Origin of the sequence: Acetobacter garciniae (genome assembly GCF_017377735.1) — a bacterium.
GTDB classification, from domain to species: domain Bacteria; phylum Pseudomonadota; class Alphaproteobacteria; order Acetobacterales; family Acetobacteraceae; genus Acetobacter; species Acetobacter garciniae.
The window spans coordinates 137792-164103 of the sequence record NZ_JAFVMH010000003.1; the positions used below are offsets into that span (position 1 = coordinate 137792).

Annotated in this window: 19 protein-coding genes; 10 read left to right on the forward strand and 9 right to left on the reverse strand. The window is 63.8% G+C overall.

Annotated elements, in window-relative coordinates; genetic code table 11:
- Nucleotides 1-70 precede the first annotated feature (70 nt).
- From ligD to J2D77_RS08300, 4 genes are all read right to left on the reverse strand, one after another.
- Nucleotides 71-2692 carry a DNA ligase D gene (gene ligD, locus J2D77_RS08285; protein WP_207845811.1) on the reverse strand — a complete coding sequence of 874 codons (2622 nt, stop codon included), beginning with the start codon at nt 2690-2692 and terminating at the stop codon, nt 71-73.
- Nucleotides 2693-2695: 3 nt separating this feature from the next.
- Entirely contained in the window at nt 2696-3592 is an 897-nt protein-coding gene (gene ku / locus J2D77_RS08290; protein WP_207845812.1) for a non-homologous end joining protein Ku, read from the reverse strand.
- A gap of 141 nt (nt 3593-3733) precedes the next feature.
- Nucleotides 3734-6409, reverse strand: coding sequence for a cation-translocating P-type ATPase (locus J2D77_RS08295; RefSeq protein WP_207845813.1), 2676 nt, complete (start codon nt 6407-6409; stop codon nt 3734-3736).
- A gap of 52 nt (nt 6410-6461) precedes the next feature.
- Nucleotides 6462-6827: a hypothetical protein gene (locus tag J2D77_RS08300; RefSeq protein ID WP_230975656.1), complete on the reverse strand. Its 366-nt coding sequence runs from the start codon at nt 6825-6827 to the stop codon at nt 6462-6464.
- A gap of 336 nt (nt 6828-7163) precedes the next feature.
- On the opposite strand from J2D77_RS08300, the gene J2D77_RS08305 reads away from it, so the two are divergent.
- The 7 genes from J2D77_RS08305 to J2D77_RS08335 all read left to right on the forward strand — a co-directional run bounded on the left by J2D77_RS08305 (nt 7164) and on the right by J2D77_RS08335 (nt 17496).
- Nucleotides 7164-8057, forward strand: a complete 894-nt coding sequence (locus tag J2D77_RS08305; RefSeq protein ID WP_207845814.1) for a hypothetical protein — start codon at nt 7164-7166, stop codon at nt 8055-8057.
- A gap of 125 nt (nt 8058-8182) precedes the next feature.
- Nucleotides 8183-9217: an MYG1 family protein gene (locus tag J2D77_RS08310; protein WP_207845815.1), complete on the forward strand. Its 1035-nt coding sequence runs from the start codon at nt 8183-8185 to the stop codon at nt 9215-9217.
- 198 nt (nt 9218-9415) lie between these two features.
- Nucleotides 9416-9880 carry an RNA polymerase sigma factor gene (locus tag J2D77_RS08315; RefSeq protein WP_207845816.1) on the forward strand — a complete coding sequence of 155 codons (465 nt, stop codon included), beginning with the start codon at nt 9416-9418 and terminating at the stop codon, nt 9878-9880.
- Nucleotides 9877-10833, forward strand: coding sequence for a FecR family protein (locus J2D77_RS08320; protein ID WP_207845817.1), 957 nt, complete (start codon nt 9877-9879; stop codon nt 10831-10833). The genes J2D77_RS08315 and J2D77_RS08320 overlap by 4 nt, the downstream gene beginning before the upstream one ends.
- Nucleotides 10834-10932: 99 nt before the next feature.
- On the forward strand, nt 10933-13632 hold the full coding sequence (locus tag J2D77_RS08325) for a TonB-dependent receptor domain-containing protein (protein ID WP_230975657.1): 2700 nt from the start codon (nt 10933-10935) through the stop codon (nt 13630-13632).
- 57 nt (nt 13633-13689) lie between these two features.
- Nucleotides 13690-16191 (forward strand): phosphocholine-specific phospholipase C, encoded by a 2502-nt coding sequence (locus tag J2D77_RS08330; RefSeq protein ID WP_207845818.1) that lies wholly within the window; start codon nt 13690-13692, stop codon nt 16189-16191.
- Nucleotides 16192-16548: 357 nt separating this feature from the next.
- Complete coding sequence (locus J2D77_RS08335) at nt 16549-17496, forward strand: hypothetical protein (protein WP_207845819.1); 948 nt, start codon at nt 16549-16551, stop codon at nt 17494-17496.
- A gap of 140 nt (nt 17497-17636) precedes the next feature.
- Here J2D77_RS08335 and J2D77_RS08340 read toward each other — a convergent pair whose 3' ends face one another.
- Nucleotides 17637-19166: a flippase gene (locus J2D77_RS08340; RefSeq protein WP_207845820.1), complete on the reverse strand. Its 1530-nt coding sequence runs from the start codon at nt 19164-19166 to the stop codon at nt 17637-17639.
- Nucleotides 19167-19294: 128 nt separating this feature from the next.
- Nucleotides 19295-19543 carry a hypothetical protein gene (locus J2D77_RS08345; protein WP_207845821.1) on the reverse strand — a complete coding sequence of 83 codons (249 nt, stop codon included), beginning with the start codon at nt 19541-19543 and terminating at the stop codon, nt 19295-19297.
- Nucleotides 19544-19779: 236 nt separating this feature from the next.
- Between J2D77_RS08345 and J2D77_RS08350 the strand changes: the two genes are divergently transcribed.
- Nucleotides 19780-20775 (forward strand): glycosyltransferase family 2 protein, encoded by a 996-nt coding sequence (locus tag J2D77_RS08350; RefSeq protein WP_207845822.1) that lies wholly within the window; start codon nt 19780-19782, stop codon nt 20773-20775.
- A gap of 385 nt (nt 20776-21160) precedes the next feature.
- Nucleotides 21161-22546 carry a purine-cytosine permease family protein gene (locus tag J2D77_RS08355; protein WP_207845823.1) on the forward strand — a complete coding sequence of 462 codons (1386 nt, stop codon included), beginning with the start codon at nt 21161-21163 and terminating at the stop codon, nt 22544-22546.
- Nucleotides 22547-22580: 34 nt separating this feature from the next.
- Here J2D77_RS08355 and J2D77_RS08360 read toward each other — a convergent pair whose 3' ends face one another.
- The 3 genes from J2D77_RS08360 to J2D77_RS08370 form a co-directional block, all read right to left on the reverse strand.
- Nucleotides 22581-22943 carry an acyl-CoA thioesterase gene (locus J2D77_RS08360; protein ID WP_207845972.1) on the reverse strand — a complete coding sequence of 121 codons (363 nt, stop codon included), beginning with the start codon at nt 22941-22943 and terminating at the stop codon, nt 22581-22583.
- Between the two features lie 264 nt (nt 22944-23207).
- Nucleotides 23208-24053, reverse strand: coding sequence for an alpha/beta hydrolase (locus tag J2D77_RS08365; RefSeq protein WP_207845824.1), 846 nt, complete (start codon nt 24051-24053; stop codon nt 23208-23210).
- Nucleotides 24050-25315 carry an amidohydrolase/deacetylase family metallohydrolase gene (locus J2D77_RS08370; RefSeq protein ID WP_207845825.1) on the reverse strand — a complete coding sequence of 422 codons (1266 nt, stop codon included), beginning with the start codon at nt 25313-25315 and terminating at the stop codon, nt 24050-24052. Before J2D77_RS08370 ends, J2D77_RS08365 begins: the two co-directional genes overlap by 4 nt.
- A 189-nt stretch (nt 25316-25504) precedes the next feature.
- Between J2D77_RS08370 and J2D77_RS08375 the strand changes: the two genes are divergently transcribed.
- Nucleotides 25505-26098: a MarR family winged helix-turn-helix transcriptional regulator gene (locus J2D77_RS08375; protein ID WP_207845826.1), complete on the forward strand. Its 594-nt coding sequence runs from the start codon at nt 25505-25507 to the stop codon at nt 26096-26098.
- Nucleotides 26099-26312: the final 214 nt, after the last annotated feature.

Genomic DNA, 26312 nt, shown 5'->3' on the forward strand with positions numbered 1-26312 from the left:
CTGTCACTTTTTTGAAAAAAGCGATGCCCGAAAACGTTTATACGTTGCTGGTTGTCTCGAAAGCCGCCTCTTAAGAATCATCTGCGGCGGCAGGGGCTGCAAGCACGCGGCGGGCGGTGTTGAAATCCGCCCAGGGATCGGCAGCTGAGGTCATGCGGGCAGGAGCGTTGCGCAATGTGAATTCGGCCGGGCCGGTCAGGGTTTTCAGTTCATCCCAGTCCAGCGGCATGGAAACAGGGGCACCCGGGCGCGCACGGGTCGAATAGGGGGCGACGGATGTCGCACCGCGCTGGTTGCGTAGATAATCCAGCAAAATCCTGCCCTGTCGCTTGGCCTTGCTGATCGTGGCTACATAGAGCGCGGGCGTGTCGGCTGCCATGCCCTGGGCCAGGGTCTTGCAAAAAGCCTTGGTGGCGTCCCACCCCGCATGGGGTTTGAGCGGGGCCACCACATGCAGCCCCTTGCCGCCGGAGGTTTTGACAAAAGCGTGCAGCCCTGCCGCTTCAAGCCGTTCGCGCACCTCCTGTGCTGCCGCCAGAACCTGCGCCCAGGCCACGCCCTCCCCCGGGTCCAGATCCATGACCAGTTCATCGGGTTTTTCCAGATCCGCGCAGGGGGCTTCCCACGGGTGGATTTCCAGTGCCGCGGACTGCACAAGGCCCAGAAGCCCGTCAAGATCGTGAACGCCGATCAGTTTTTTATCTTCCTTCTCCATCGGGTCCTGAATGGACAGGATATGCGCGTTCATGCCTTTCCAGGTATTTTTCTGGAAAAAGCGCGGTCCTGACAGGCCATCGGGGCAACGCAGGATGGCCAGTGGCCTGTCCACGATAAAGGGCCCCATACGGGACCAGGCCGCCATGTAATAGGCGGCAAGATCCTTTTTTGTAATTCCGGCATCCGGCCAGTAGACCCGATCGGGATGGGTGAATGCGATATCGGGCGGCGCAGGGCCGCGCCTGTTTTTCGGGGTGGGATCGGCCTGGGTCTCTTGCACGGTTTTCACAGCGTTCTCCACCATGGCGGGCTGGGGTGTTTCGCGTATGATCTCGGCCGCGGGCTTGTCGTCGCGCAGGCCGCGATAGGAAGCATGGCGCAGGCGACCATCCGCCGTCCAGGCCCGAAATTCCACTTCTGCCACGCATTGGGGGCGGGTGTAGCGGACATTGCGTGCCTCCTGCGTGGAAAGGCGTGTGGCAAAAGGGCTTTTGTCGATCCTGATCGCATCCAGCATGGTGAACAATGTGCTGGCAACCGCCATGGTAAAGCCGGTGCCCACCCGCCCGACATAGCGCAGCCCGCCGCTTTTGTCGTACACGCCCAGAACCAGCGCGCCCACGCTTTTGCGCCCGGTGGTGGAGGGCACATAGCCCCCGATCACGAATTCCTGCCGGGCCGAACATTTGGATTTAAGCCAGCTTCGCCCCCGCCCGGACTGATACGGGGCCTGAACCTGTTTGGACACGACCCCTTCCAGCCCCAGATCGCAGGCATGGCGCAGGACCAGAGCGCCGTCATCCTCAAAGCTCTCGCTCAGCCGCAGGATGGCGCTGGCCTGGGGCAGAATGGCGCGTAGCGCCTGCCTGCGTGCCTTCAGGGGCGCGTTGCGCAGATACTGCCCGTTCACAAACAGCAGGTCGAACGCATAGAACACGAAACGATCCGTCCGTCCTTCGCTCAGATCGGCTTGCAGGGCAGAAAAACTGCTGATCCCCTCATGGGGTTCCACGACCAGTTCCCCATCGATCAGGGCATTTTTCACCGCCAACCCTGCCAGTGCGTCGTGCAGGGCGGGGCCGAATTTGGCAGTCCAGTCCAGGCCGTTGCGGGTCAGCAGGGTGAGCGAGCCATTTTCTATGCGGGCTTGCAGGCGATAGCCGTCAAACTTGATTTCATGCTCCCAGCCTTTGCCCACAGGCGGATGGGCGACAAGTGTTGCCAGCGCGGGCGGCACGAAGGCGGGCAGGGCATCGGGTGCCGCGCCCTGTCCTGTGGCCTGTGCCGTGGCCGGGGCAAGGGGAGGTGCAGCCGGATCTGCCGAAGGGGCGGGGTCTGAAGCGGGGTCGGGGGGAGTGCGCGCCCGCCGACCTGCGGGGGTGGGGCTATCGGGCGTATCGGCCTTCTTTTCCGTTTTCTCCTCGGCTTTTCCACGGGTTTTTCCGCCGGCTTTCCCACCGGCCTTGCTGCTGGCCCTGTGGGCGGCTGTGTCGTCGGCCTTGATCAGCAGCCAGTTATCGTGCCTGTCATCCGGCTTGCCCTTCATGCGCACCAGATTCCAGTGGCCGTGCAGTTTTTCGCCGTGCAGTTCGAAGTCCAGATGGCCCTTGGCCAGTCCTTCATGCGCGTCATGCAGGGGGGTCCAGGTGCCGTGGTCCCATATTTCCACCGTGCCTGCGCCGTACTGGCCTTGGGGGATCGTGCCTTCGAACGTGCCGTAATCCAGCGGGTGGTCTTCCACCTGTACCGCCAGGCGTTTTTCCCCCACGATCGGGCTGGGGCCCTTGGGCACGGCCCAGCTTTTGAGAACGCCATCCAGTTCCAGGCGAAAATCGTAATGCAGGTGGCGGGCTGCATGTTTTTGCACGACAAAGGCAAGCGTGCCGCCTTTGGCCGCCCCCGCTGGCGCGCCTTCGCCCGAAGGCTCGGTCGTGGTCCTGAAATCGCGCTTCCTGCGATAGGTTTCCAGCGCCATGACTTATCCCGCCTTGCGACGGCCGCGCGGGGCGCCGGCCCGGCTGGGCGTGTTTGTGGCTGGGCCGGTGGCCCCCTTTGCGCCGCCCTTGCGGGCCGAACCGCGTGGGGTGGGGGCGCCCTTGTCCGCCATGGCCGCGCTTTCGCGCAGGGCTTCGAACAGGGGAATGACATTGGCCGCAGGCAGGGGGTGGGGCTTGGGCAGCGGCTTGCCCTCGCTTTTTGCCTGCACCAGTGCGGCCAGCGCGGCCTCGTACCGGTCTTCGAAGGTGGCGGGATCGAAGGTGCCACGTTTCATGGCGATAATCCGCTCCGCCAGCTCCAGCATGTCCCTGGGTAGCGCATGGTCGGGGATGGTGCTGAACGCTTCCTGTGCGGGGCGAAGCTGGTAGTCGTAATTCAGCGTTGTCGCGACCAGCGTGCCCTGATAGGCGCGAACAAGCAGCGTGCGCACCCTGCGGAACAGCACCGCCTGCGCGACGGCTGCGACCTGCTCCGCCGCCAGGCTGTCATGGATCGCGCGGAACAGGCCCGCGGCATCCGGTGCTGCGGGCATGAGGTAATAGGGCCGGTCCAGGTAAAGCTCGTCAATATCGGCACAGCGCACGAAGGCCGATACACGCAGGGTCTTGTCGCTTTCGGGGGTGGCTGCGGCAATATCCGCGCGTTCGAGCAGAACAAGCTCGCCCTTTGGTGTTTCATACCCCTTGACCTGATCGCCCGGGGCGACGTCTTCCCCCGTTTCGCTGTCGATGAAGTGGCGCTGCACCCGGTGGCCCGTCGCACGGTTGATGACATGCAGCGCAATGCGCCCCGGTGGCGCGACCGCCATGTACAGGGCCACGGGGCATGTCATATCCCCGATCGTGATCGCCCCTTTCCAATTCGCGCGCACGGCCATCGTGTTCCTCCGTTCCGGCAGCGGGTCATGATGTATGTCCGATCAACGTCGCATGCGGGCCCGGCGTTGCCAGCGGGGCCTGGTTGCAGGTCAGGTGCGGCGCCACTGCAAGGCTGCGCCGGGAACGGGCCGGGCGGAGGATCAGCTTCGCAGGGCCTTGCGCCAGAACCGCTTGAGGAACTCCATCGCGCTCAGCACCACAGCCGCCGCCCCCACGCACAGGCCCAGATCCCACAGGGCAAGCGGCCCCAGCCGCAGCACGCCCCGCAGCGGCGTGGGCAGCAGGACAATGACCAGCAGCAGGGTATCGAGCGCGAGAATAAGCCCCAATATCCAGTTCGGCCGCACGAAGGCGCGCAACAGCGACGTGCTGAAGGACCGGTTGATCAGGATCAGCGCGATATCGCAGCAGACAAGGGTTACGAACACCAGGGAGCGGGCGTCGGGTTCCGTCATGCCGCGCCGGACGGACAGCGCCAGCACGCAGGCGGCGGCGGCAAGGACCGCACCCCCCTGCACCACGCTCCACGCGATCAGCGCGCGGGAGAACAGCGGTGACCGGGGGTTGCGCGGCGGCCGGGTCATGAGGTCGTGTTCCTCGGGCTCGGCCTCGAAGGCGATGGAGCAGGCCGGATCGATGATGATTTCGAGAAAGGCGATATGCAGCGGCATCAGAACCAATGGCAGGCCGGTCAGCAGCGGCAGGATGGCCAGCCCTGCTATGGGCACATGGACCGCCAGCACAAAGCCCAGCGCCTTGTGGATATTGTCGTAAATCCGCCGCCCCAGCCGGATGGTCTGGACAATGGAGCCAAAATCGTCCCGCAGGAGCACAAGGGCGCTGGCTTCCCGCGCGACATCGCTGCCGCGCCCGCCCATGGCAATGCCGATATCCGCCGCCTTCAGCGCGGGCGCGTCGTTCACGCCATCGCCTGTCATGGCCACCACATCCCCATTGCGGCGCAGGGCCCGCACGATCCGTAGTTTCTGCTCGGGGCGGATGCGGGCAAAAACGCTTGTGCCGCGCACCTGGGCGGCCAGCGTGTCCTCATCCATGGTCTCCAGCATGTCGCCACTCAGGATCGTGCCGGTCTCGATCCCGGCTTCAACGGCTATGGCGCGGGCGGTGGCGGGGTAATCGCCCGTTATCATCACCACGCGAATACCCGCCGCCCGGCATTCACGCACGGCGGCGGGCACGGTCTCACGCAGCGGGTCCGACAGCCCCACAAGCCCCAGAAAATCCAGGCCCAGATCCTGCTGGCTGGCGGGCAGGCTGCCCGGTGGGCGGGTGGCCTGTGCCACGCCCAGAACGCGCATGCCGCGTGCGGCCATGTCGTCCGTGGCGGCACGCACGGCCGCATGGGCTGCGGGGTCCAGCCCGCATAGCCCGGCTATGGTTTCCGGCGCGCCTTTGGTGGCGATCAGCATTGTGCCATCGGGCATGCGCCACAGATTGGACATGGCCAGCAGGGCGGGGCTGAGCGGGTAGGTGTGGACCAGGACCGGGGGCTGGGGTTCGGACGGGGGTGATTTCTCGCCCAGATGCTGGCGGGCGAGGTCGTGAAAGGCTTTTTCCATGGGGTCGAACGGATCGGGCGGGCAGGCAAGCTGGCCGATCTCGATCAGCCGACGGGCGGTGCCATCGGGCACCGGGGTATCGCCGCGCAGGGGCAGGGCGGCAAGTTGCAGGCCCGTGCGCAGTTCCACGATGGTCATCTGGTTCTGTGTCAGGGTGCCGGTCTTGTCCGTGCACAGCACGCTGGCAGCCCCCAGACTTTCTATGGCGGCTGCGCGGCGCGTCAGCACCCCGGCGCGCGTAATGCGCCACGCGCCCATGACAAGGAATACGGTCAGCACCAAAGGCAGTTCTTCGGGCAGGAGCGACATGCTCAGCGCCACGCCGCCCAGAAGGGCTTCCAGCCAGGCACCGCGCAGCATGCCGTCCAGCAGCGTGAAGGCGGCGCTGACACCCAGCCCGATCATCGCCAGAACCCGCGCCAGACGGCTTGTCTGCTGGGCCAGGTGGGGGGCTTCGCGCCTGATCCCTTCCAGGCTTTTGCCGATCTTGCCGATCTCGCTGCGGGTGCCGGTGGCGATGACCTCAGTCATGCCCTGCCCGCGCACCACCAGCGTGCCTGCGAACACCAGGCCCGCCTGCGCATCTGTTTTCACGCCCTCCGCCATTGCCCCTTCGGCCTGGGTTCCCTTTGCCGGTGCCTCCGCCGCCGTTCCTCCCTCGGTCAACGCCGCGCCGGGGGTTTCATCATGGCGTTCCCCTTTCTCGGCTTCCGTTCCTTCCGCCGTGCCGGGCGGTGCTGAAGGGGGTTCCGCATAGTGTTTGGGCACCGGCACGGATTCACCGGTCAGGAGCGATTCATCCGTTTCGAACACCTGGGCGGCCAGCACGCGGGCATCGGCTGGAACGCGGTCGCCTTCGGCCAGCACCACCACATCGCCCTGCACCACCTGGCTGCCCGCAATACGCTGGCGTTGCCCGTCGCGAATGACAAGCGCGCGCGGGCTTGTGAGGTCACGCAGCGCGTCCAGCACGCGTTCGCTACGGATTTCCTGCACCACGGTAATGACGATGGAGACCGAGGCAAGCGCCACGATCAGCAGGGCCTCCCCCCGCGACCCCAGGGCCAGATAAAGGCCGCCTGCGGCCAGCAGCATGAGGAACATCGGCTCCTTCAGCACCTCGCGCGCGATACGCCAGGGCGTGTTGTGGCCGCCATGGGGCAGTTCGTTCGGGCCATGCGCCTTCAGCCGTTGCGCGGCCTGCGCACTGCTCAGCCCCGGGGGCTGCGTGTCCATTCACGCGGGCCTGTCTTGCGCGGGTGGGGGGCGGTGCGGGGGCATGGCGGGCTCAACCCTTGGGGGGCGGGGCAAGCCCCAGCCAATGGGGCCGGCGGCGTTCCACCCAGCGCAGAAGCCGATAGCTCAGGCGGCGCAGCGGGGGCAGGTCTTCTGCCAGAAGCAGCAGGCCCACCGGCAGCATCCACACGCCAAAAACAGGCAGCAGGGCAAAGGCGCTGCCCGCAACCAGCAGCACCCCCATGGGAATACGCGCCCAGCGTGCGGTGGGCTGGCGCAACCACCGTGCGGCCACGCGCCCTTTGGCGGGTAGGCGTTGCAGGGCAAGTTCGATCAGTTCCTCCCTCTGCCGGGGTGCCCGTTGCGGGGATGGGCCGCCCGGGGCGGGGGCAGGACCGTCGCTGCGTGTCTCGGCCATGGTCTGGTCTCCATAGGCGGGGGCGTTCGTGGCTGCGGTGCAAGGCGTGCCGGGTGGCCATGTGCGGGCGGGCCCGTACGTGCGCCCTGTGCGGAGCCATGCCTCGCTTTGGCATGCCCCATGACTGCCAACGTCCGGCCCGGGGTTCGGGTAGCAGTGCTGGGCGAATTTATGCGCGCCAACCGGCGGACCATGCACCGGCTGCGGCGGCAGGCAAATGCGGCGGCATAATTTGTGCCCCCTCGTGACAGTTGTTCCGGAACGTCCGGGGGCCATGCAAGTTAAACCAGGGATATCAGGGGGAAAGCCCCGCTCAGCATGAAGAGAAAGAGAACAATGCCGGTTTCCGACCTCAATTCCAGGCAGTTCGGGTCCTTCTGGTACGGCGGGCGGTTGAGTGCGCTGGAACAGGCCTGCGCCAACTCGTTCGTATCGCGCGGCTATGGGCTGACGATCTTTTCCTACGAACCGCTCGAAGGCGTGCCCGAGGGCGTGGATGTGGCCCCGGCGGCGGATATCGTGCCCCAGGACATGACGCGGCGGTTCCTGTTCGGGGGCAAGCCGCATCTGGGGCATTTTTCCGACCTGTTCCGCTACCGCATGATCCAGAAGAAAGACCTGATCTGGGTCGATCTGGACATGCTCATGCTGGCAAGGCCGCCCCACCCCCTTGCGGGCGATATCGTGGTGAAGGAGGAACAGGGCGGCGTGAACGGGGCTATTCTCTACCTGTCCGAACCCGACCTGATCGAGCAGTTGATTGCCGATGTCACCACCAGGATGGACCGCAACCTGCGCTGGGGAGAAACCGGGCCGCTGGCCCTTGGCAAGCTGGTTGCCAGAAATCCGGGCAGGATCGCCCTGTCCGCGCCCACCTTGTTCTACCCGCTCGAGCATTACGATATCTTCAAGGTCTTCCTGCCCGAATACCGTGCCGAATGCCGCGAAAAATGCGCAGGCGCCAGCATGCTGCATCTTTTCAACAATATCCTGGTCAAGATGGGGTACTGGAAGGACATGGCCCCGCCCGTAGGCAGCGCGCTGTACGATGCCATCGCCCAGACGGACGGGCTTAAATTCTTCAAGGATATCTATCCCGCCGATGTCATGCGCAATGTCATCACCAATTACCGCCTTCGCCTCAATGGGGGCGATCTGGGGATCAAGGGCGTTATCCGCCAGGCCATTCCCAGCATCAGGCGCACCTACCTGACCTATCGCCCCGCCTGAACGGCGGCGGCCCGTGGGGCGCATACGGTCCTGCGGACCGGACGAAGTGTGTTGTCATGCCACCCCCTTTGCGGCATGAGGGGGCCTATCGGTCATTCACCCTTTGTTTGTCGGCAGGTTATCCTATGTCAGAGCATACCCCCATCGGTCTCGGGAATGGGACGGCCCCTGTCCGGGCATTGACCCATTCGGGGAATTTCCACCTTGATGAGACATTGGGTTATGTCATCCTCCATTACGCGCTGGCCCCCAGGGGCGATCTGCGCGGCAGGGTTCTGGGCACGGCCCCGGCCGACCGGCTGGCTTTCGTGCGCAGCAGGAACCCCGAACAGATCAAGGCGGCCGATATCGTCTTTGACGTAGGCGGCACCTACGCGCCGGCCGACGGGCGTTACGACCACCACATGAAGGACAAGCCCCTGCGCGAGGACGGCCAGCCCTATAGTGCGGCGGGCCTGCTGTGGAAGGATTACGGGATCGCGGCCCTGGGCAATATCCTCAAAGTGCCGGTGGATGCGGATACGCTGGCCGCCATCTGGCAGAGCCTCGACAAGTCGCTGGTCCTGCCCATCGACCTCGATGACAACGGCGTTGCCAAGATGGGCAAGCTGTCCCTGTCCGATATCGTCTCGGCCTGCGGTCCGGCCTGGGATACGGCCGAACTTTACGGCGCGGAAGAAGCCAAGTTGCGTGAGACACTGGGCTTTGCCAACGCCGCCAGCGCGGTTGCCGCCCATCTGCTCAATATGGCCGATCGCGTGCGCGCCAGTTTCAAGGCCGCGAACCGGGTGCTGGAAGCGTATGAAAAAGCCGAGGACAAGCGCATTCTCCTGATGGAAACGGGCATGCCCACCGAGAAGGTGATTTTCGAGCATGACCTGCCGGTGGTCTATGTGGTGTCCCCCGCCGCACCCGGGCGCTGGAACGTCAAGGCCGTGCCGCCGACGCGGGGCGATTTCGGCCAGCGCGTGTCCCTGCCCGAAGCCTGGCGCGGCTTGGATGGGGAGGCCCTGGCCGCCGTATCCGGCGTGGCGGATGCGGTGTTCGCCCACCCCGCGCGGTTCATCTGCGGTGCGGGCAGCCGCGAAGGTGCGTTGCAAATGGCCCGCCTGGCGCTGGAAATCGACGCGGCCGAGAAAGCCGCCAAGGCCCAATCCTGACGCCATCCACAAGCGCTGCTTCACGCTCCGCCATAAGCCCCGCCCCCAGCCGCCGACTTTCGAACAGCCCCTAACGCCTGGGTGTGGCAAGGGTGCGCTTGCGTCATAAAACTTTCACACGCGGCCGGGCGGGCTTTGCATCATAGTCCGGGCTCTGGCGATTCTGGGGCGTGGATTGTTGACGTGACGGATGAATGGATGACCCGGCAGCGGGACTGGCGGCGTCTGCTGCGCAAGGTGCGCGGTGCAACCCGTGATGACGAAGCGGACGATCATCTGCAGAACGCCTTGGTCAGTTACCTGGAACGCCCGGCCGATACCGTCAGGAATCCCGAAAGCTACGTGACGCGTAGCGCCATAAACTCCATTATCAATACGTTCAGGCGCCAGCAGCGCGTGCAGTTCGTGTCCGTGCATGAAACCGGTGTCGAAACCAGCGTGCCCGATCAGGGCCCCACGCCCGAGGCGGCGTATACGACTGTGCAGCGTTTGCAGAAATATTGCGAACGCCTGCCCCCCAGAACACGAACCATTTTCCTGCTGCACCGTTCCGGGCATCTGACCTACCGCGAAATCGCGGCCCGGGCGGGTGTGAGCGAAAGCGCTGTGGAAAAGCATATTGCAAAAGCGTTGGTGCTGTTGCGGAACTGGATGGATGAATGACGCAGCCGCCCGACCTGTGGGAGACAGCGGCGCTCTGGATCGCCCGTCTTCATGCTGAAAACTGTTCAGAATCTGACCGCAACGCGTTCCGGTGCTGGCTTGCGCTGGACGAACGCCACGGCATGGCCATTGAACGGCTGAGCGAATACTGGGACTGGGCTGGCGGTGTTCCCGTATCCGCGCCATCGGCCCCGGCGGTGCGTTCTTTGCCGCAAGCCCCGCCCATGGGCCAGCCTGCGGGGGTGCATGCCCTGCCGCGCAGGCATGTGCTGGCCGTTGCGGCAATGGGTGGCCTTGCGGTGCTGCTGCCGCGCAGGCAGGCGGGGGCGGTGGCGTTCATCGGCACGCGCGCGGGTGAAATCCGCAGTGTTACACTGGGGCCGGGGCATTACTGCGAACTGGATACGGAAAGCTGCATTGCCCTGTCGCCCCGCCGGCCGACCGTGCGCCTTGTGGCGGGCCAGACCCTGTTCAGCAATCGCGGGGCCGATCCCATGCGGATCTCGACCGGCAATGCGGTTCTGAGCGTGCCCGCGAAAGCCTCGGTCGATATCCGCCTTTATAAAACTGCTACGGATATCACCGCCATTGCGGGCGAGAGTACCGTGCACGGTATTCGCCAGTCCCGCATCAGGCAGGTTCTGCCCAGCGGGCGTCGGCTGCGGATCAGGGCCGACGGCACCACGGAGCAGGACAATCCCTCGCTCGATGAACTGACAGCCTGGACCCGGCACGAACTGCTTTTTCGCAACGTGAGCCTGGGCACGGTGGTTGCGGAAATGAACCGCTACACGACCACGCCCATCCGCATGGACGCGCCGCGCGCCAGCCGCCGCGCACTCAGCGCTGTCTACCATATCGGGCAGGAAGCCGGTTTCCTGGACGGGCTGGCCCATCTTCTGCCCGTGCGGCTGAATGTCTCGGCCCGTGGCTACGACATTTACGACCTGTGACAGTTTGATGAAATGCGCCGAGCCAGGCTGAGGTTATTGCCACGGCGTTTGTCATAACGGGTGAGCCCTTCCTCTCCGTGATGACAAGACAGGTAACAGATGCGTTTTTCCCGGCTTTCCCACCGTCGCACCACCATGCTTGTGGTCTGCGTCTCGACTGCCCTGACCCGCCCTGCCTGGGCTGCAACGCCTGCCAGCCCCGTGGGGGGCGTGCCTGTCCATATCGCCGCCCAGCCGCTTGAACAGGCCTTGGAACAACTGGGCCAGCAGACCGGCCGCAATGTCATGTTCACCCCCGATCCGCGCCTGCGTGCGATTACGGTCAAGCCGCTGAACGCAACCCTGCCGCCAGAGGAAGCGGTGGCACGCCTGCTGGCCGGTACGGGCTTTACGGCAGAAAACCTGCCCGGCGGGGGCATTACCATCCATGGCGGAAAACCGCAGCCTTTGAAAAACCTCCGTAAAAAAGCCGCCCTTCGCAGTAATGCGGGGGAAGATATTGTGACCACCGGGCACCATACGCGTTCGGTCATGAGCATGGATGGCCAGGAAATACAGGCCCTCATGCCCGGGCAGAACCCCATGCAGGCCCTCGATTTCCTGCCCGGCGTCACTTTCACCAACGTGGACCCGTGGGGCAATAACGAACAGAATTCCAGCATTTACGTGCATGGTTTCAACCAGAACCAGCTTGGCTACACGCTTGATGGCGTGCCGCTGGGGGCGGGGGCGTACGGCAATTACAACGGCCTGTCGCCCCAGCGCGCGGCGATCAGCGAAGATATCGCCAGTACCTCCCTGTCATCGGGGGCGGGGGCATTGGGCACTGCATCAACCAGCAACCTGGGCGGGACGATCGCATTCACCACCAGCGATCCAAAGAAAAAGGCCGGGGCCACCATTCGCCAGACCTTTGGCGAATATTCCACCTTCCGCACTTTCGCGCGGGTCGATACCGGCACGTTCGGCAACAACAACGCCGCCTACTTCGCCTTTGCACGGCAGGATGCGCGACCGTGGAACCTGGGGCCGGGCAACAGCCAGGGCGGGTACCAGGTGAACGCCAAATTCACCCACAAGGGTGAAAAGACGGATGTCACCGCCTATTTCGACTGGCAGAACAAGGCCGAACCCAACACGCAGGGCCTGACCGCCCCCACCAGCCTGTATGCCCGTGGCGCCTTCTACCCCAATCTGAGTGCCGCCATGGCCAATTACCCGGTCATGACATCGACCAAGGCCTCCCCCGCGACCCCCAATAACCAGTATTATTTTTCCGCCGCCCGCCGGACGGATTACCTGTCCTATATCAACGTGTCTCACCGTTTTAACGATCATGTGTCATGGGACAACAATCTTTACTTTCACTACGATGACGGGGCGGGCATTGTCGCCACTTCCGTGCGCACGGTTGCGATCCTGACCGAGCTTGGCCCCTATCTGGACCCCGGGGCAACAAATTACATCAAGAACGGCCAGTTCACCTACAGCCTGCACGGTGTTGATCCTGTCGTGTGGAACAAGACGGGTGGCACCGGCTTTGTCGTGCGCACCACGGAATATCGTGATTACCGGGGCGGGCTGACCAGCACGCTGCATTACAAGGTCGGGCACCATAATATCGAAGTGGGCGGCTGGTACGAACGCAACAACAACGTGCAGGCCCGGCGCTGGTACCCCCTGACCGCCACCAACACGCTGACCCCGTACGACATGCCGCGCGACCCGCTGTTCACCCAATGGGCCAACGCCTTCTATACCAATACTTTCGTCACCCATCTTCAGGATACGTGGAAAGTCACGCCGCGCCTGACGCTCATGGGCGGCTTCAAGTCCGAAATGGTGTACACCAACGGCACCTTGCCGGTGGCGGCCCTGCCGCAATCGCTGGCGTCAGCCGTTTCGGGTGCGAAAACCATTGTCGATACCAGCACCAATACGGTGGCCGGCGGCACGATCCCGTCCTTCAAGGCGTTCCTGCCGGCTTTTGGCGCCTTGTGGCGGTTCACCGATCATGAACAGCTTTTCGCCAATATCCAGGAAAACATGGATTCCTTTGCCGAGACCGGCTACGGCTCGACCTCACCCTGGGCCGTGACAAGCCAGGCCGATTTCGAGGCGTTCAAGAAACACGGCAAACCCGAAACATCCTGGACGTATGAGATAGGTTTGCGGACCAGCCGCGCGCTCAAATTCGGACCGCTGACCGGTATCGGCGGCCAGCTTGAATACTATCATGTCAATTTCTACAACCGGCTTGGCACGATCAGCCCGCCCAACCAGGGTATTTCGGGCGTGGGCAGCACGGTGGCCAATCTGGGCAGTGTCAGCACGAACGGCATGGACCTGGCCTTTACGCTGCATTTCGGCAACCATTTCTCGGTCTATAACGCGCTGTCCTATGTCGATAGCGTCTATGGCAACGACTTCATGGACGGGGCCACGCTCTACCACACCCGCGGCATGAAGGTGCCCGCCATCCCCGCCTGGTCCGACAAGTTCGTGCTCAGCTACCATTATGGCAATTTCAGAACGCAGTTCAGCGGCACCTATATGGGCGAGCGCCCTGCCACCATTACCAATTCGGTCTATACCCCGTCGCGCGTGATGCTGGGGTTCAGTGCCGGGTATCATTTCGACATGATCCCGCATGTGCGGGGGCTTGATCTGCAGCTCAATATCAGCAACCTGAACAACGTGCGGACCTGGTCCTCGATCACATCGGGGGATGCGTCAACCTATACGGGCTACCCGACCGCGCCACGGATGTTCTTCGGCACCGTCGGGGTGGAGTTCTGATCCACCGCCCGGCCCCAGAGTTCCATGTCTGAACGTGCTTGCGCACCAGGAGAATCCATGACCACACGCCGCGATTTTCTCAAATACGCCCTGCTGTCGGGCACGGCGGGGCTTGCGGGCAGCCTGCCGGACTCCATCCGCCGGGCCCATGCCATCGCCTCCGAGCCGGGCAGCACGTTCATGGATGCCGAGCACGTGGTGATCCTGATGCAGGAGAACCGGTCGTTCGACCATATGTTCGGAACGCTCCAGGGTGTGCGCGGTTTCAACGACCCGCGCGCCCTGACGCTGGCCAACGGCAACCCGGTCTTTCTGCAAAGCGGCAAGGCGGGGGAAACCTACGGCCCATGGCGGCTGAACATGCATGATAGCTGCATTACCTGGATGGGCTCCATCCCGCATTCGCGCGACAGCCAGGTCGATGCCTGGAACGAAGGGCGGCATGACCGCTGGGTGGATGTCAAGCGGTCGCACCACAAGGCGTTCGCCCATTTCCCGCTGACCATGGGCTACCACACGCGCGAAGACCTGCCGTTTTACTATGCGCTGGCCGATGCGTTCACCATCTGCGACCAGAATTACTGCGGGGCCATGACCAGCACCACGCCGAACCGGCTGATTTTCTGGAGCGGCACCGTGCGTGACAGGCAGGAACCGGGGTCGGCCGTCTACATGCGCAACCCTGAAATTCTTCAGGGTGGCATGACCTGGACCAGTTTCCCCCAGCGGCTGAGCCAGGCCGGCATATCGTGGAAATTCTACCAGAACGAACTGAGCCAGACCGGTGGCCTGGGGGGTGAGGAACGAGCCTGGCTGTCCAACTTTGCGTGCAATGTTCTGGAATGTTTCGATGCGTATAACGTATCGGACAATCCCGGCTACGGGCTGTGGGTGGATGAATGCATTGCCGCTTGCCTGAAAAATATTGAAAAGCTCGAACGCAGCGAAATGCTGGTGTCCGAACGCCGGGACGAGGAACTGGCCGAAGCCCAGGCCCTGCTTGCCGTCTTGCAGGAACGCCGCACGCGCGCCAGCCGCGAAACACCGCTTTCCCCCGCCGAGCGGGACCTGTTCGAGCGCGCCTTCGTCACCAACAAGGGCGATCCGGATTATCGCCACCTTGAAGTGCTGGAATTCAGCGATGGCGATCGCGCCACAAGCATGAAGGCCCCCAAGGGCGACATGCTGTACCAGTTCCGCAAGGACGTGCGTGAAGGCAGCCTGCCGACTGTTTCCTGGCTGGCGGCCCCGGAGCGTTTTTCCGCCCATCCGACATCGCCATGGTACGGGGCGTGGTACGTCTCCGAAATCATGGATATCCTGACCGAAAATCCCGAGGTGTGGAAAAAGACCATCTTCATTCTCACCTATGATGAAAATGACGGCTTTTTCGACCATGGCTGCTCCTACGTGGCCCCCGATCCGACCCGCCCCGAAACCGGCGGCAGTTCGGCCTCCATCCGCAATGCGGGGCTGGAATACACCACCGCCGCTGATGAGGAAGCGCGTGGCGTGCCCGGGCATCTTGCCCGCAGCGGGCCGGTCGGGCTGGGCTTTCGCGTGCCGATGATCGTGGCTTCTCCATGGAGCCGGGGCGGGTGGGTGAATTCACAGGTCTTCGATCATTCATCCTCCTTGCAGTTCCTGGAAGTTTTCCTGTCCCGCAAATTCGCAAAGCCGGTGGCCGAGCCCAATATCTCGGACTGGCGGCGCGCGGTCAGCGGCGACCTGACATCGTGCTTCCGCCCGTTCGAGGCCACGCCGCCGCATCTGGCCTTTCTCGACCGCGACCAGCATATCGAGGAAATCCAGCGCGCGAAAAGCCGCCCCTACCCCAAGGGCTACCACGCCTTCACTGCCGATGAGGTCGCGGCCCTGCGCAAGGAAGGGGCGGCCCTGCGTTCCATCGCCTGGCAGGAACCGGGCACACGCCCGTCCTGCGCGCTGCCGTACGAACTGGCCTGTGACATGCAGCCCGCACCGGGTGGCGCATCGGTCGTGCTGCAACTGGCGGCCTCGCGCACGCTGCATGGGGCAAAGGCAGCGGGTGCGCCGTTCAACGTCTATCGGCGCGGCCTGCGTGACACGGCGGTGCAGGACGGTTTTTCCGCCGCCACATGGGCGGTGGCCGCCGGGGATCACATGCGGCTGAGCTATCCTTCGGCCGATTTTACCGATGGTCTTTACAATATCGAGGTGCACGGCCCCAACGGGTTCTACCGGCATTACCGGGGCCAGCTTGCCACCCGGGCAGTGGCTGTCGCCTGTCATTACCAGAAAGGACAGGATGCCCGGCACGCAGGCCTTGCCCTTGTCCTAGCCAATCATGGGCATGAGCAGGCGGTACTCAGCCTGTCCGGCCGCACAGGCGGGGACCGCCAGATCACCCTGTCCCCCGGCCAGACCCGCACCGTTACCATAGACCTTGCAGCCAGCGCCAACTGGTATGACGTGATCCTGACCGCCCGGAATGACAGCACGTTCTTCTGCCATGTGGCCGGCCGGGTGGAAACAGGCCTGCCCGGCCTGACGGACCCCGCCATGGGGGGCACGGTCTAGCCCCCTGGCAGTATGTCCGGAGCCAAACGAGAGGGCATTTAAAACAACGCAGTGATAAAGAGTTATAAAAGTTTCTGGTGTCGCCTTTTTTCCAAAAAGGTGACGGTCTTTGAAGCTTTTTGGAAAAAGCTTCACCAAAAACTTTTATTCTGCGGACATTTCGGCTTTTGAGGTGGTCTCTTTGTGCCCGATCACGGGGGGAACGCAGGGGCTTGCCCGCCCGTTAGGTCAGGCGGGGGCTGGGCGGCCTGCGGTGGTGCACCCCCGGGCCGCGCCTTTCGGGTCATGGGGCCCGGTCCCGTATGGCGCCTGTCCCGCCCGGACAGGTGCGCGGATATGCGGCAAGGGGACAGCCGAATGAAATATTGCCTGGTTCTGAGCATTCTGGGGCTTGCCGTTCCCATGGCGGCGCTGGCTGATGACAGTCCTGCCCTGCAAGCCCTGCTGGATGGGTGTTATGCAGGCACACGCGGCTGCGACATCGATTTGCAGGGGGCGACAAAAACGCTGGGCAAACCGCTCAGGATCAACCCCGATCTGGTCAGCCTGCGCAATGCCACGTTTGACTGCCGCATGACCTCGGGCACCTGCCTTTATGTGTCGCAGGACGGTTTTCCCCACCGGGACAAGACAACCCTCAACCGGCTGGAAGGCATTACCCTGCGGGGCAGCAAGGCCATTGACGGCATTACCATGAACTATACCGATAACGGCAACCACAATATCAATGCGGCCATGACGCTGATCAGCGTGTCCATCCAGGGGTTCAATCGCGGTCTTTCCCTGGGGCATAATGTCTGGGGTGTGGATATGTTCAATGTGCTGATCGGCAATGGCAATATCGGCATCTACACGCAGCCGGGCACGCATAATGCGGGCGAGCGTTCGACCTTCGCGGGCGGGACGATCTATAACAACGCCGTCGTGGGTCTGGACGAAGAATCCTGCTGGGAATTCGATTTCGAAGGCACCAGCTTCGACTTCAACACCCAGCAGATGATCCTGCGCGGCCCGACCGCCTTTACGGGGCATATCGAAAACAACGATACCGGCAAGCCGGAAATCGTGCTCGATGCGCTGGAGGGTGTGCCCGCGGGTGCGCTTTACATGAGTGCGGGTTCAAGCATTACCGTCGATGGCTGGGATGCCAAAAACCCCAGGCAGCCCTGTTATGTCGAAACGCATCTGCCTTACAACAATACCAAACTGCCTGCGGCCCTCTACGGTTTTGGGGGAACGCAGGGGGCGGTATGCGGGCCGGGCAAGGTCGTGATGTGGGACGGGCAACCATTCACCGGCAAATAACGCCGCCCGTCAAACCCGTTCCGAGGGTTCCAGAACCACCCAGTCCAATGAAGAAAAGTTTTTGGTGAAGATTTTTCCAAAAAGCTTCAAAGATCATAATATTTTTGAATTTTTTATCATTCCTGATCAAAGGGGCGGCCTTACCAGTGCAACGCCTGTCGGCCCATGGTCCAGACCCGGGCAAGGCTCAGGCGCAGGCTGGTCCTGTCCGCGTCAGTCAGGGCGTAGCTCCACAGGATGAGGTAAAACGCGCCAAGACCCGCCGTGCCGATAACCGTGCTGGTAAAATGCGTGGTGTCGGGAATAGCCAGCAGCATGGCCAAGAGCCCCGCCAGCCCAGCGGGAACAAGATGGCGCACGACCTCTGTCAGTGCAGGATAGAGGCGAATGCCCAGGGAAATGCGAACCAGGCAGTCCGCCATGCTGCGTACCGCCCAGGCATAGGCAGCGCCATTGACCCCGAACCAGTGCAGGAACACCAGAAGCAACGGCACATAAAGGGCGACCTCGACCACGGACAGGATCGCGTTGATCTCCGCCCGGCCAATCCCGTCGAGAAAACCCGCAGCCACCGCATCCATGCCGAAAAAGAACACGCCGATACTCAGCCATTTCATGATCGCGGTACTGTGCAGCGCGAAATCCGGCCCCACCCACAACAGCAGGATATCGTGGCTGAACAGGGAGCCCAGCAGGCAGAAGGGAAAGAGCAGCCCCACCACGGTCAGGATGCTGTTGCGGTAAAGTGTGGTGGTGGCAGCGGGGTTTTTGCGCCAGGATGCCGCCATGGCCGGATAGGCCGTGCTGGTGACGGCCATGGTAATCATGGACAGCCGCGCCACCACGTCGAATGCGGTGGTGTAATAGCCCGTTATGGCGGCCGACAGAACGGTCGCGATCATGAAGCGGTCCATATAGGACAGCACGGGAAACATCAGGTTGGATACGGTCATCCATCCGCCAATGCGAAACAGCGGGCGCAGTTCACGCCATGCAGGGCGGGCATGCCGCAGCGATGGCATGATCCGCAGGCACACCAACCCATAGCCCACCGTCATGGCCAGGCGGCACAAGGCCAGCATCAGCATGACGCCAACAAGGCTGTCCCATACTTGCAGGATCAGCAACGGGCCCAGGTAATACATGACCGAAATGGGCACGTTGAGCAGGTTGGCGGTGCGGAACGCCTGATACGCCGACATGACGCCCCACATGGCAGCGTTGATCATGACCAGCGGGGCCGTGGCGCATAACACCCACATGGCCACCACGGTCTGGTGCTGCAACGCGCTGGGAATTTTCAGGCCATGATACACCCAAAGCTTGACACCCAGGGCCGCACACCCGCCCCCCACCAGCCCGAACAGGCCCAGCACCAGGATGCCCGTCAGGGTAAGGGTGGCACTTTCGTGCTCCCGGCCATCGGCTATGTGTTCGGCCACGGCGCGGGTCAGCGCGCGGCCCAGCCCGAAATCGAAAATGCCGAACGTACCCACCAGGCTGAGCGCAATGGTCAGCACCCCCCACCGGTCCAGCCCCAGCCGCATGATCAGGAAAGGGGTGACGATCAGGGCTACGGCAACCGGCCCGATCCGGCCAAGCATGTTCCACCCGGCATTGAACAGAACTGTCTGCATGCGGGTCAGGCGCGCATGGTCGGTGGATGTCATGGAGAATGATCCTGCGCGTTCGGCGTTATTCTTGTCTCAGGCGATGAAAGACAGCATCATGGAAAGGGAAAAACCACCAGCGTCATCAGGCAGTATCGCTACGGGCTGATACAATGGCGCGTTGAAAATCATGCAAGCGGCCCCATCTCGCCTGCGTCGTCAGGCAAGGGGCGGCCCGGATAGGCCAGGCCCGCAAGCGGATCAGGTGGCACCGGGGCCGCGTCCGTTCCCGCCTGGTCTCCATTCGGCCCCGTCGGCGCGAAGGCCATGTGTCCGTGTTTGTTGAACACCGCGATAAAACGCCCCACATCGCCCAGGCCGAGTACCACCGGCGTGCCGACACCACCGGCCGGTCCTGTAGCAAGGTAATGCACCATCACATGCCTCCTGCCTGATTGGGTGGTGAAACGGCATGCCGGATCCCGTCTGGCTGCTTTGGGCGAACGGTGCAGAAGCCATCAGGGTTGCACGCTCACGCGCCTGCGCTGTGAATTTTGTGCGGTGGGGCAAATATTTTCGCCCCCGTAGACAACCTTTTGCTCTCCTGCCCTGTTTCATACGCAGGCCGTCGGGCCGTGTGCGGTCAGGTGTGGCGCGGGGGCCGGTATTGCCGATGAACAGCGATATTTTATTCTCGATCATCATAGCGAACTACAATTATGGCCGTTACGTGGGGGATGCGATAGACAGCGCGCTGGCGCAGGACTGGCCGCATGTGGAGGTGATTGTCGTCGATGATGGATCGACCGATGATTCGGCCGATGTCATCGCGCGCTATGGCGATCGGATCAGGGCGGTTTTCACGAAAAACCGGGGCCAGCGGGAGGCCAATAATACCGGATTTGAGATAAGCCGCGGCGATGCCGTTATTTTTCTCGACTCGGACGATGTCCTGCTGCCCGGCCTGCTGCGCGAAATCGCCTCCGTCTGGCGCGAAGGGCTGAGCAAGGTCCAAGTGATGATGCAGCGTGTCGATACGCAAAAACGACCCAATGGCGGCACGGTTCCCAAAATGGCCCTTGCCCCGCCCCCCGCACAGATCCGCCAATGGGTGGACGCCACGTTCGAATACCCCACCCCGCCATCTTCGGCCAATGCGTGGTCGCGCAGGTTCCTGAACGCCATTTTCCCGCTCGACGGCACGCATGATGCGGCGACGGATTCAACCTGTATCGCCATGGCGCCCTATATGGGCGATGTTATCACCATACCAAAGCCGCTGGTGCTGTACCGCATGCATGGTGCCAATGACAGCACCATGACCGCGCGCGACACCAATTACAGCCGCGAAGTCACCCGCGGGATGAAACGCCTGCAGGCCGCACAGAATGCCTGCCGGATCAGGGGCGTGCCCCCACCCACGACCGATATCCTGTTTTTCGGCGGTAATCTTTTGCAGTTCCGGGTCGCATCCCTGCGGCTGACCCCCAAGGCCCACCCTCTGCCCGGTGACAGCAGGCCGCGCGCCTTGTTCGATGCGCTGCTGCTGCCATTCCGGCCCAGCTTCCAGCGCCTGTCCACCCGCCTGATGATCGTGGGCTGGTCGGTCCTGACCCTGCTGGTTCCCGAACGCTTCGCGCGCTTCCTGATTACGAAACGCTATAGCTGACCCCAAGGCCGCGTATGATGCCCGGACCAGGGCAGGGCCCATCGCCCTTGCCCGTGGATCGTGGTTGAGCCGTAGCCGGGCCGCGTGTCCGGGCCGTTCGGCAGGGACCTTTCGGTGCCGCCCGCAATGACGGAATCGCCCCCCTGGCGCGCAGGATGGCGGCCCCAGGATTGTGTGGCCGGCACTGGAGCAGGGCCGGGCGTCACGCCTGCGTGGTGTGGTGCGCAAAAAGGTTGCGGGTTATTTGTCAGTATGCTGACATTATGGCATCGTAATGGTACGAGGCCGCGTTGCAAGATGCAGCCCTCCACCCCCAGTCGGTCCAACCCCAGTCGGTGCGTCGTCTCGCTCGCACCCGGGCCGCCAGGACAAAACGGAAGACTGCATGACCCAGAGCGATGTTTCCTATCTGGAACACGACACGATCTACCCTATCCCGCCTGAACGCAGGCATGGCACGGCGGGCCATCTGTTTGCGCTGTGGTTCGGGGCCAATGTCCGGCTGCTTACGCTGGTGACGGGCTCGCTCGCCACCACGTCGTTCCATCTGGGCTTTGTGTCCGCCGCCTGCGCGCTGGTGCTGGGCAATGTGGTGGGGGCTGTCTTCATGGCGGCCCATGCGGCCCAGGGGCCACGGCTGGGCGTGCCGCAGATGATCCAGAGCCGGGGCCAGTTCGGCACCTATGGCTCGGCCCTGGTCACGGTCGTGGTGGTCATGATGTATACCGGCTACACCGCTTCCAACGCAGCCGTTGCGGGCCGGTCCATCCACGGGGCTTTTCCTTCGGTGGCCACACCCGCCATCATCGCGTTGGTGGGGGCGGTGGCACTGGCCATCGCCATCATGGGGCATGACATCATCCATCGCTGCGGGCGGGTGACGACCGTGGTGGCGGCGGCAACATTGGTGCTGTGTTTTGGCGTGCTGGTCGCCCGTCATGCCCTGCCGGGCGATATCCTCATGCATGGGACATATTCGACCCAGGGCTTTCTGGGCGCGCTGTCGGTCGCGGCTTTGTGGCAGATTTCCTATGCACCCTATGTGTCCGATTATTCGCGTTACCTGCCCCAGCGCACGGGGGCGGCCCCGGCGTTCTGGGGCACGTGGGGCGGGGTGGTGGCAGGGGCCGTGCCGTTGATGCTGCTGGGCGCGTTGATGGGCGTGCTGGCGGCCGATGGGGATGTAGTGGGTGCGCTGACCCGCAGCCTTGGCGCGTTTGCCGCCCCCGCCATCGTGCTGCTGACCGTAACCCTGGCCTGCTGCGGGGCTATCGATATCTATGGCGGCATGCTGGCCAGCATCACGCTGCTGCAGACCTTTGCCCCGGACTGGCGGCCGGGCCTGCGTGCGCGGGTGGGGTTCTGCATTTTCATTGCCGTGCTGGGGATCGGCATGGCCATAGGGGCGCAGGCCGATTTCCTGCACAGTTACATGAACTTCCTGTTCCTGCTGTTATGCGTGCTCATTCCGTGGACCGCGATCAACCTGGTGGATTACTACCTGATCCATCACGGCGAATACGATGTCGCCTCCTTCTTCAAGCGTGATGGCGGCATTTACGGGCGGATCAACATCACGGCCCTGATCGCCTATGTGGTGGGCGTTGCGGTGCAGATGCCCTTTGTCGCGACCGATCTTTACACAGGCCCCATCGCCCGCGCCCTTGGGGGGGCCGACCTGTCATGGATCGTGGGGCTGGTCGTGGTCTCGCCTCTTTATTACGGGCTGTGCAGGCTGGAACAGGCAAGAAGCGGCCACCAGCCGGGCTGAAGCCGCCCCGCCACCCCCGGTGTGCGGCCCGCGTTCAGGCCGCCGGCGGGGCGTCCACCGCGCGGGGCTGGCCGTTATCGTCCAGCGCCACGAAGGTGAAGCGCCCCTGCGTGACCTTCTGGCGGGTGGTGGTGCGGCGCACACGGCGCACTGCCTCGACCTCGATGGTCATGGAGGTGCGCCCGATTCTGAGGATACGGGTATAGACATTCAGCTCGTCCCCCACCGTCATGGGGCGATGAAAGACCAGCCCGTCCACCGCGACCGTGGCACATTTGCAGCCGGCCCTGTCCTCGGCCGTGGTGCTGGCCGCCAGATCCATATGGGCCGCCACCCAGCCGCCGAAAATATCGCCCGCGGCATTGGTGTCCGTGGGCATTGCCACGACACGGACCATAAGATTGCCCTCGGTCAGCCAGTCGCTCTGCTCGGTCTCTTGCACTGAAAATGCTCCCACCCAAACCTGTCGCCCCAGATTAGCCGGATCGAAATCCCAAAGCCAGTAACCCGGTTACGCCTTTTTGCCCCGGCGGGATGACAGTTGCGGCATCGCCCGGGCCGGGGTGGTGGGGCCAGATGCCACCGGCAGGGCCAGGGGATGGCCCACAGGGTGCGCAGCGGGTCTGATGCGAAAAGGACAGGGCAGGGGGGACGCGGGTTTTCAACCCGCTAGCAGGGATGCCACGCGCGTAAGTTCGCCCCCCGGCGTGCCCAGCGTGTCGAGGATGCTGAAATGCTCCGCCCCGGCCACGGGCACCAGCAGGCCGGGCCGGTGGGCTGCGGCCCGTAGGCGGTGCAGGCTGCGGCTGTCATGGCACAGGGCAGGCAGTTCGCGCGTGCCGTAGGCAATGGCCAGCGGCTTGGGGGAGGGCGGGCGGCGCAGGGCGGAGAAGCTCTCTATTTCTCCGTCGTCCAGGGCCAGGGCCTCGTTCAGCTTCGTGTCCCGCAGGGGGCCAAGCTCGTAAATGCCTGAAAGGGCCAGCCCTGCCACAACCGCCGGGTGGTCCAGTGCCAGTGTCGCCAGCATGCCCCCGGCCGACCAGCCGGACACGACAAGCGGGCCCGCAATGCCGTGCGTCGCACCCTGGGCCGCCAGCCAGTCCAGCGCGCCGTCGATCTCGGCCACGATGGCGCGCAGCGATGCCTGCGGGGCCAGCGTATGGCCGGGCATGGCCACGGACCAGCCCTGTGCCGCCATCCCTTCGGCCAGGCAGGCAAAGTGTTCGGGGTCGTTCCACTGCCAGTAGCCGCCGTGGATGAACACGAGGCAGGGGGCATGGGGGTCCGCTGCGGGATACAGGTTCCAGCGCTGCCGGGGCTGCGTGCCCCAGACGATATCGCGCGTGGTTGCGGCGTGGCGCGCGCGGTATGCGGCCGAGCGCGCGCGCAGGGCCGCCATCCAGTCCCGGCTGCCGGGAACGGCGGCCACATTGTCATAGGCGGCGTCGCGGGCGGCGTGGCTCATGCTGCCCCAGGGCAGGGAAGAATGCGGCCCCGGCGCGCTCATGCGGCCTGCAAGTCCAGCGGCGGCACTAGCGGGCTGGTGGCGTCATAGCGCACGCCCGCGCGCAGGCAGAAATCGGGCGTGATCATTTCCGATGCAGTGACACTGACACCGCTATTGTCGATCATGCCGAAATGCCCCTTATGCAGGGTCAGCACCGAAATATCGGCCTCGCGCCCGACCTGGAGCGAACCCAGCGTGTCCTCCATGCGGATCATGCGCGCGGGATTGGCCGTGACCGTGGCGAGGACCTGATCGAGCGGCATGCCCAGATACAGCAGCTTGGACATGGCATGGGTCAGGTTGAAGGGGGCCACCCCGGCAAAGGGGTTCAGCTTGCGGTCCGCGGTGTCGGTGGCCGATGGCACTTTCACGTTATAGCCATGCATGTCCGCACCCAGCGTGTAGGGGACAATGCCCGCATCCATGACCTTGCGCGCCATGTCGAAGGAAAAATGCGAGCCATGGCCGACATCGACCGTCACCCCGCGTTCCAGTGCCGCCCAGATGACGGGATGCACCTCCCCCGTCTCGACCGAGATGAACCCGCCCGGATGCCGCGTGAACGGGTGGGCCAGCACGTCGCCTTCCTCCATGATGGGCAGGAGTTCGCGCACCAGTTCATCGGCGTCGATATCGGGGTTGTCTTCCGCCGTGGGCCAGAGCTGGCCCAGATGGATATAAAGCGGAATACCCGCCTCACGCGCGATCTGCTTGCCAATGCGCATCACATCCAGCCCCCAGCGCGACACGCCGCCCAGTTCGGCATGGCCTTTGACGCCGCGCACCAGATCGGCATTTTCACGCGCGGCGCGCACGCTGTGGGCCACGTTGGTCTGGGCCGGGCCATAGAGTTCGGGGTAGAGATGGCCTTCCAGCCCGCCCACCAGATAGGCCGACAGGAACGCCAGCACACGGGTCCTGGCAGGGGCTGCGATAAAGTTGCGGAAGCCGCCGATGGTCATGCAGCTTGGCCCGCCCTGGTCGATAATGGTGGTGACACCCGAATACACGCCCACCAGGTCCGGGTTCAGCCCGAATCGGCCCGTGACGTGTTCGTAGATATGACCATGTGTATCGATCATTCCCGCCGTTACGATCTTGCCCGACACGTCGGTGTTCTCGCGTGCAAGGGCAGGGTCCAGCGTGGGGGCGATGGCTTTGATCCGCCCATCGGCAATGGCGATGTCACAGACCTCGTGGCGGTTGGTCATGGGGTCGATGACGGTGCCAGCGTGAAGGATCAGGTCGAAAACAGGGTTCATGGGTGCCTCCGGGCTCACTAAAAGTCAGTATACTGACGATTTGGGGCGATGCAAGAACTCGTCTCGTCCCCGATACGACAAATTCCCTTCCGGTCGCCCGATGGATCATGCCTGCCCTGGCAGGCGGTGGCGCCGCATTTACGCAAATGCCGGATTTGGCAGGCGCTGCGGCGGCTGGTATCAAGGGGCATGAGCGATAAACCAGCCGCAGACTCCGTGGATGACGCCGCCCCCTTGCCCCCCGGCGCGGCCGGCACCGCCCCCGTGTTGGAGGATTCCACGGCCGAGAAGTCCGTATCGGAGGACCCGTCGGGCTGGGCTACCGAATGGGCGGCGGGCCTGCCCGGGCGGCCGGGATTTTTGATCCGGCGGCTGCACCAGATCCATGTCGCCCTGTTTGCCGAGGAATGTGGCGGCTTCAACGTCACCCCCGTGCAGTACAGTATCATGAGTGCGGCGGCCCTTCAGCCCGGGCTGGACCAGAACGAACTGGCCGTGGCGGTCGGGGTCGATCGCACCACGCTGGCCAATGTCGCCGCCCGGCTTGAAGCGCGCGGCCTGGTCCGGCGCGAGCGCACGCCCAAGGACCGGCGGCTCAAGCGCGTGTTCCTTACCCCCGAAGGACAGGCCCTGCTGGAAAGCATGGCGCGGCCCGCCGCCCGGGCGCACCAGCGCACGATAGAAGCGCTCTCGGGTGCCGAACGCCAGGCGTTCCTGGACAGCCTGACCCGGCTGGTCCTGGCCGGAAACGCCTATGGCCGGGCCCCCCTGCGCATGGGGTAGGCAAAGGGCCCACCCGTGATGGACGGCCCCGCCAGACCACGCGCCGGGCCTTTTTTCGCAAGGAAAACACAGCCCGTGCCCCCTGCCCGGGTGGTCGTTGGCGGCCGGTGGGCCGGGCAAGATCGTGCGCCTGGGCATTGAACCGGGATCGTAACGACGGGGTTGTGAGCGTAAGAGAGCGCCAGGCAGTAAAATACGGGAGGTCAAACCGGTA

Coding starts and splice junctions, on each gene's coding strand:
- ligD (WP_207845811.1), bottom strand. CDS start 2,692: ATGGCGCTGGAAACCTATCGCAGGAAGCGCGATTTCAGGACCACGACC.
- ku (WP_207845812.1), bottom strand. CDS start 3,592: ATGGCCGTGCGCGCGAATTGGAAAGGGGCGATCACGATCGGGGATATG.
- J2D77_RS08295 (WP_207845813.1), bottom strand. CDS start 6,409: ATGGACACGCAGCCCCCGGGGCTGAGCAGTGCGCAGGCCGCGCAACGG.
- J2D77_RS08300 (WP_230975656.1), bottom strand. CDS start 6,827: ATGGCCGAGACACGCAGCGACGGTCCTGCCCCCGCCCCGGGCGGCCCA.
- J2D77_RS08305 (WP_207845814.1), top strand. CDS start 7,164: ATGCCGGTTTCCGACCTCAATTCCAGGCAGTTCGGGTCCTTCTGGTAC.
- J2D77_RS08310 (WP_207845815.1), top strand. CDS start 8,183: ATGTCAGAGCATACCCCCATCGGTCTCGGGAATGGGACGGCCCCTGTC.
- J2D77_RS08315 (WP_207845816.1), top strand. CDS start 9,416: ATGACCCGGCAGCGGGACTGGCGGCGTCTGCTGCGCAAGGTGCGCGGT.
- J2D77_RS08320 (WP_207845817.1), top strand. CDS start 9,877: ATGACGCAGCCGCCCGACCTGTGGGAGACAGCGGCGCTCTGGATCGCC.
- J2D77_RS08325 (WP_230975657.1), top strand. CDS start 10,933: ATGCGTTTTTCCCGGCTTTCCCACCGTCGCACCACCATGCTTGTGGTC.
- J2D77_RS08330 (WP_207845818.1), top strand. CDS start 13,690: ATGACCACACGCCGCGATTTTCTCAAATACGCCCTGCTGTCGGGCACG.
- J2D77_RS08335 (WP_207845819.1), top strand. CDS start 16,549: ATGAAATATTGCCTGGTTCTGAGCATTCTGGGGCTTGCCGTTCCCATG.
- J2D77_RS08340 (WP_207845820.1), bottom strand. CDS start 19,166: ATGACATCCACCGACCATGCGCGCCTGACCCGCATGCAGACAGTTCTG.
- J2D77_RS08345 (WP_207845821.1), bottom strand. CDS start 19,543: ATGGTGCATTACCTTGCTACAGGACCGGCCGGTGGTGTCGGCACGCCG.
- J2D77_RS08350 (WP_207845822.1), top strand. CDS start 19,780: ATGAACAGCGATATTTTATTCTCGATCATCATAGCGAACTACAATTAT.
- J2D77_RS08355 (WP_207845823.1), top strand. CDS start 21,161: ATGACCCAGAGCGATGTTTCCTATCTGGAACACGACACGATCTACCCT.
- J2D77_RS08360 (WP_207845972.1), bottom strand. CDS start 22,943: ATGGTCCGTGTCGTGGCAATGCCCACGGACACCAATGCCGCGGGCGAT.
- J2D77_RS08365 (WP_207845824.1), bottom strand. CDS start 24,053: ATGAGCGCGCCGGGGCCGCATTCTTCCCTGCCCTGGGGCAGCATGAGC.
- J2D77_RS08370 (WP_207845825.1), bottom strand. CDS start 25,315: ATGAACCCTGTTTTCGACCTGATCCTTCACGCTGGCACCGTCATCGAC.
- J2D77_RS08375 (WP_207845826.1), top strand. CDS start 25,505: ATGAGCGATAAACCAGCCGCAGACTCCGTGGATGACGCCGCCCCCTTG.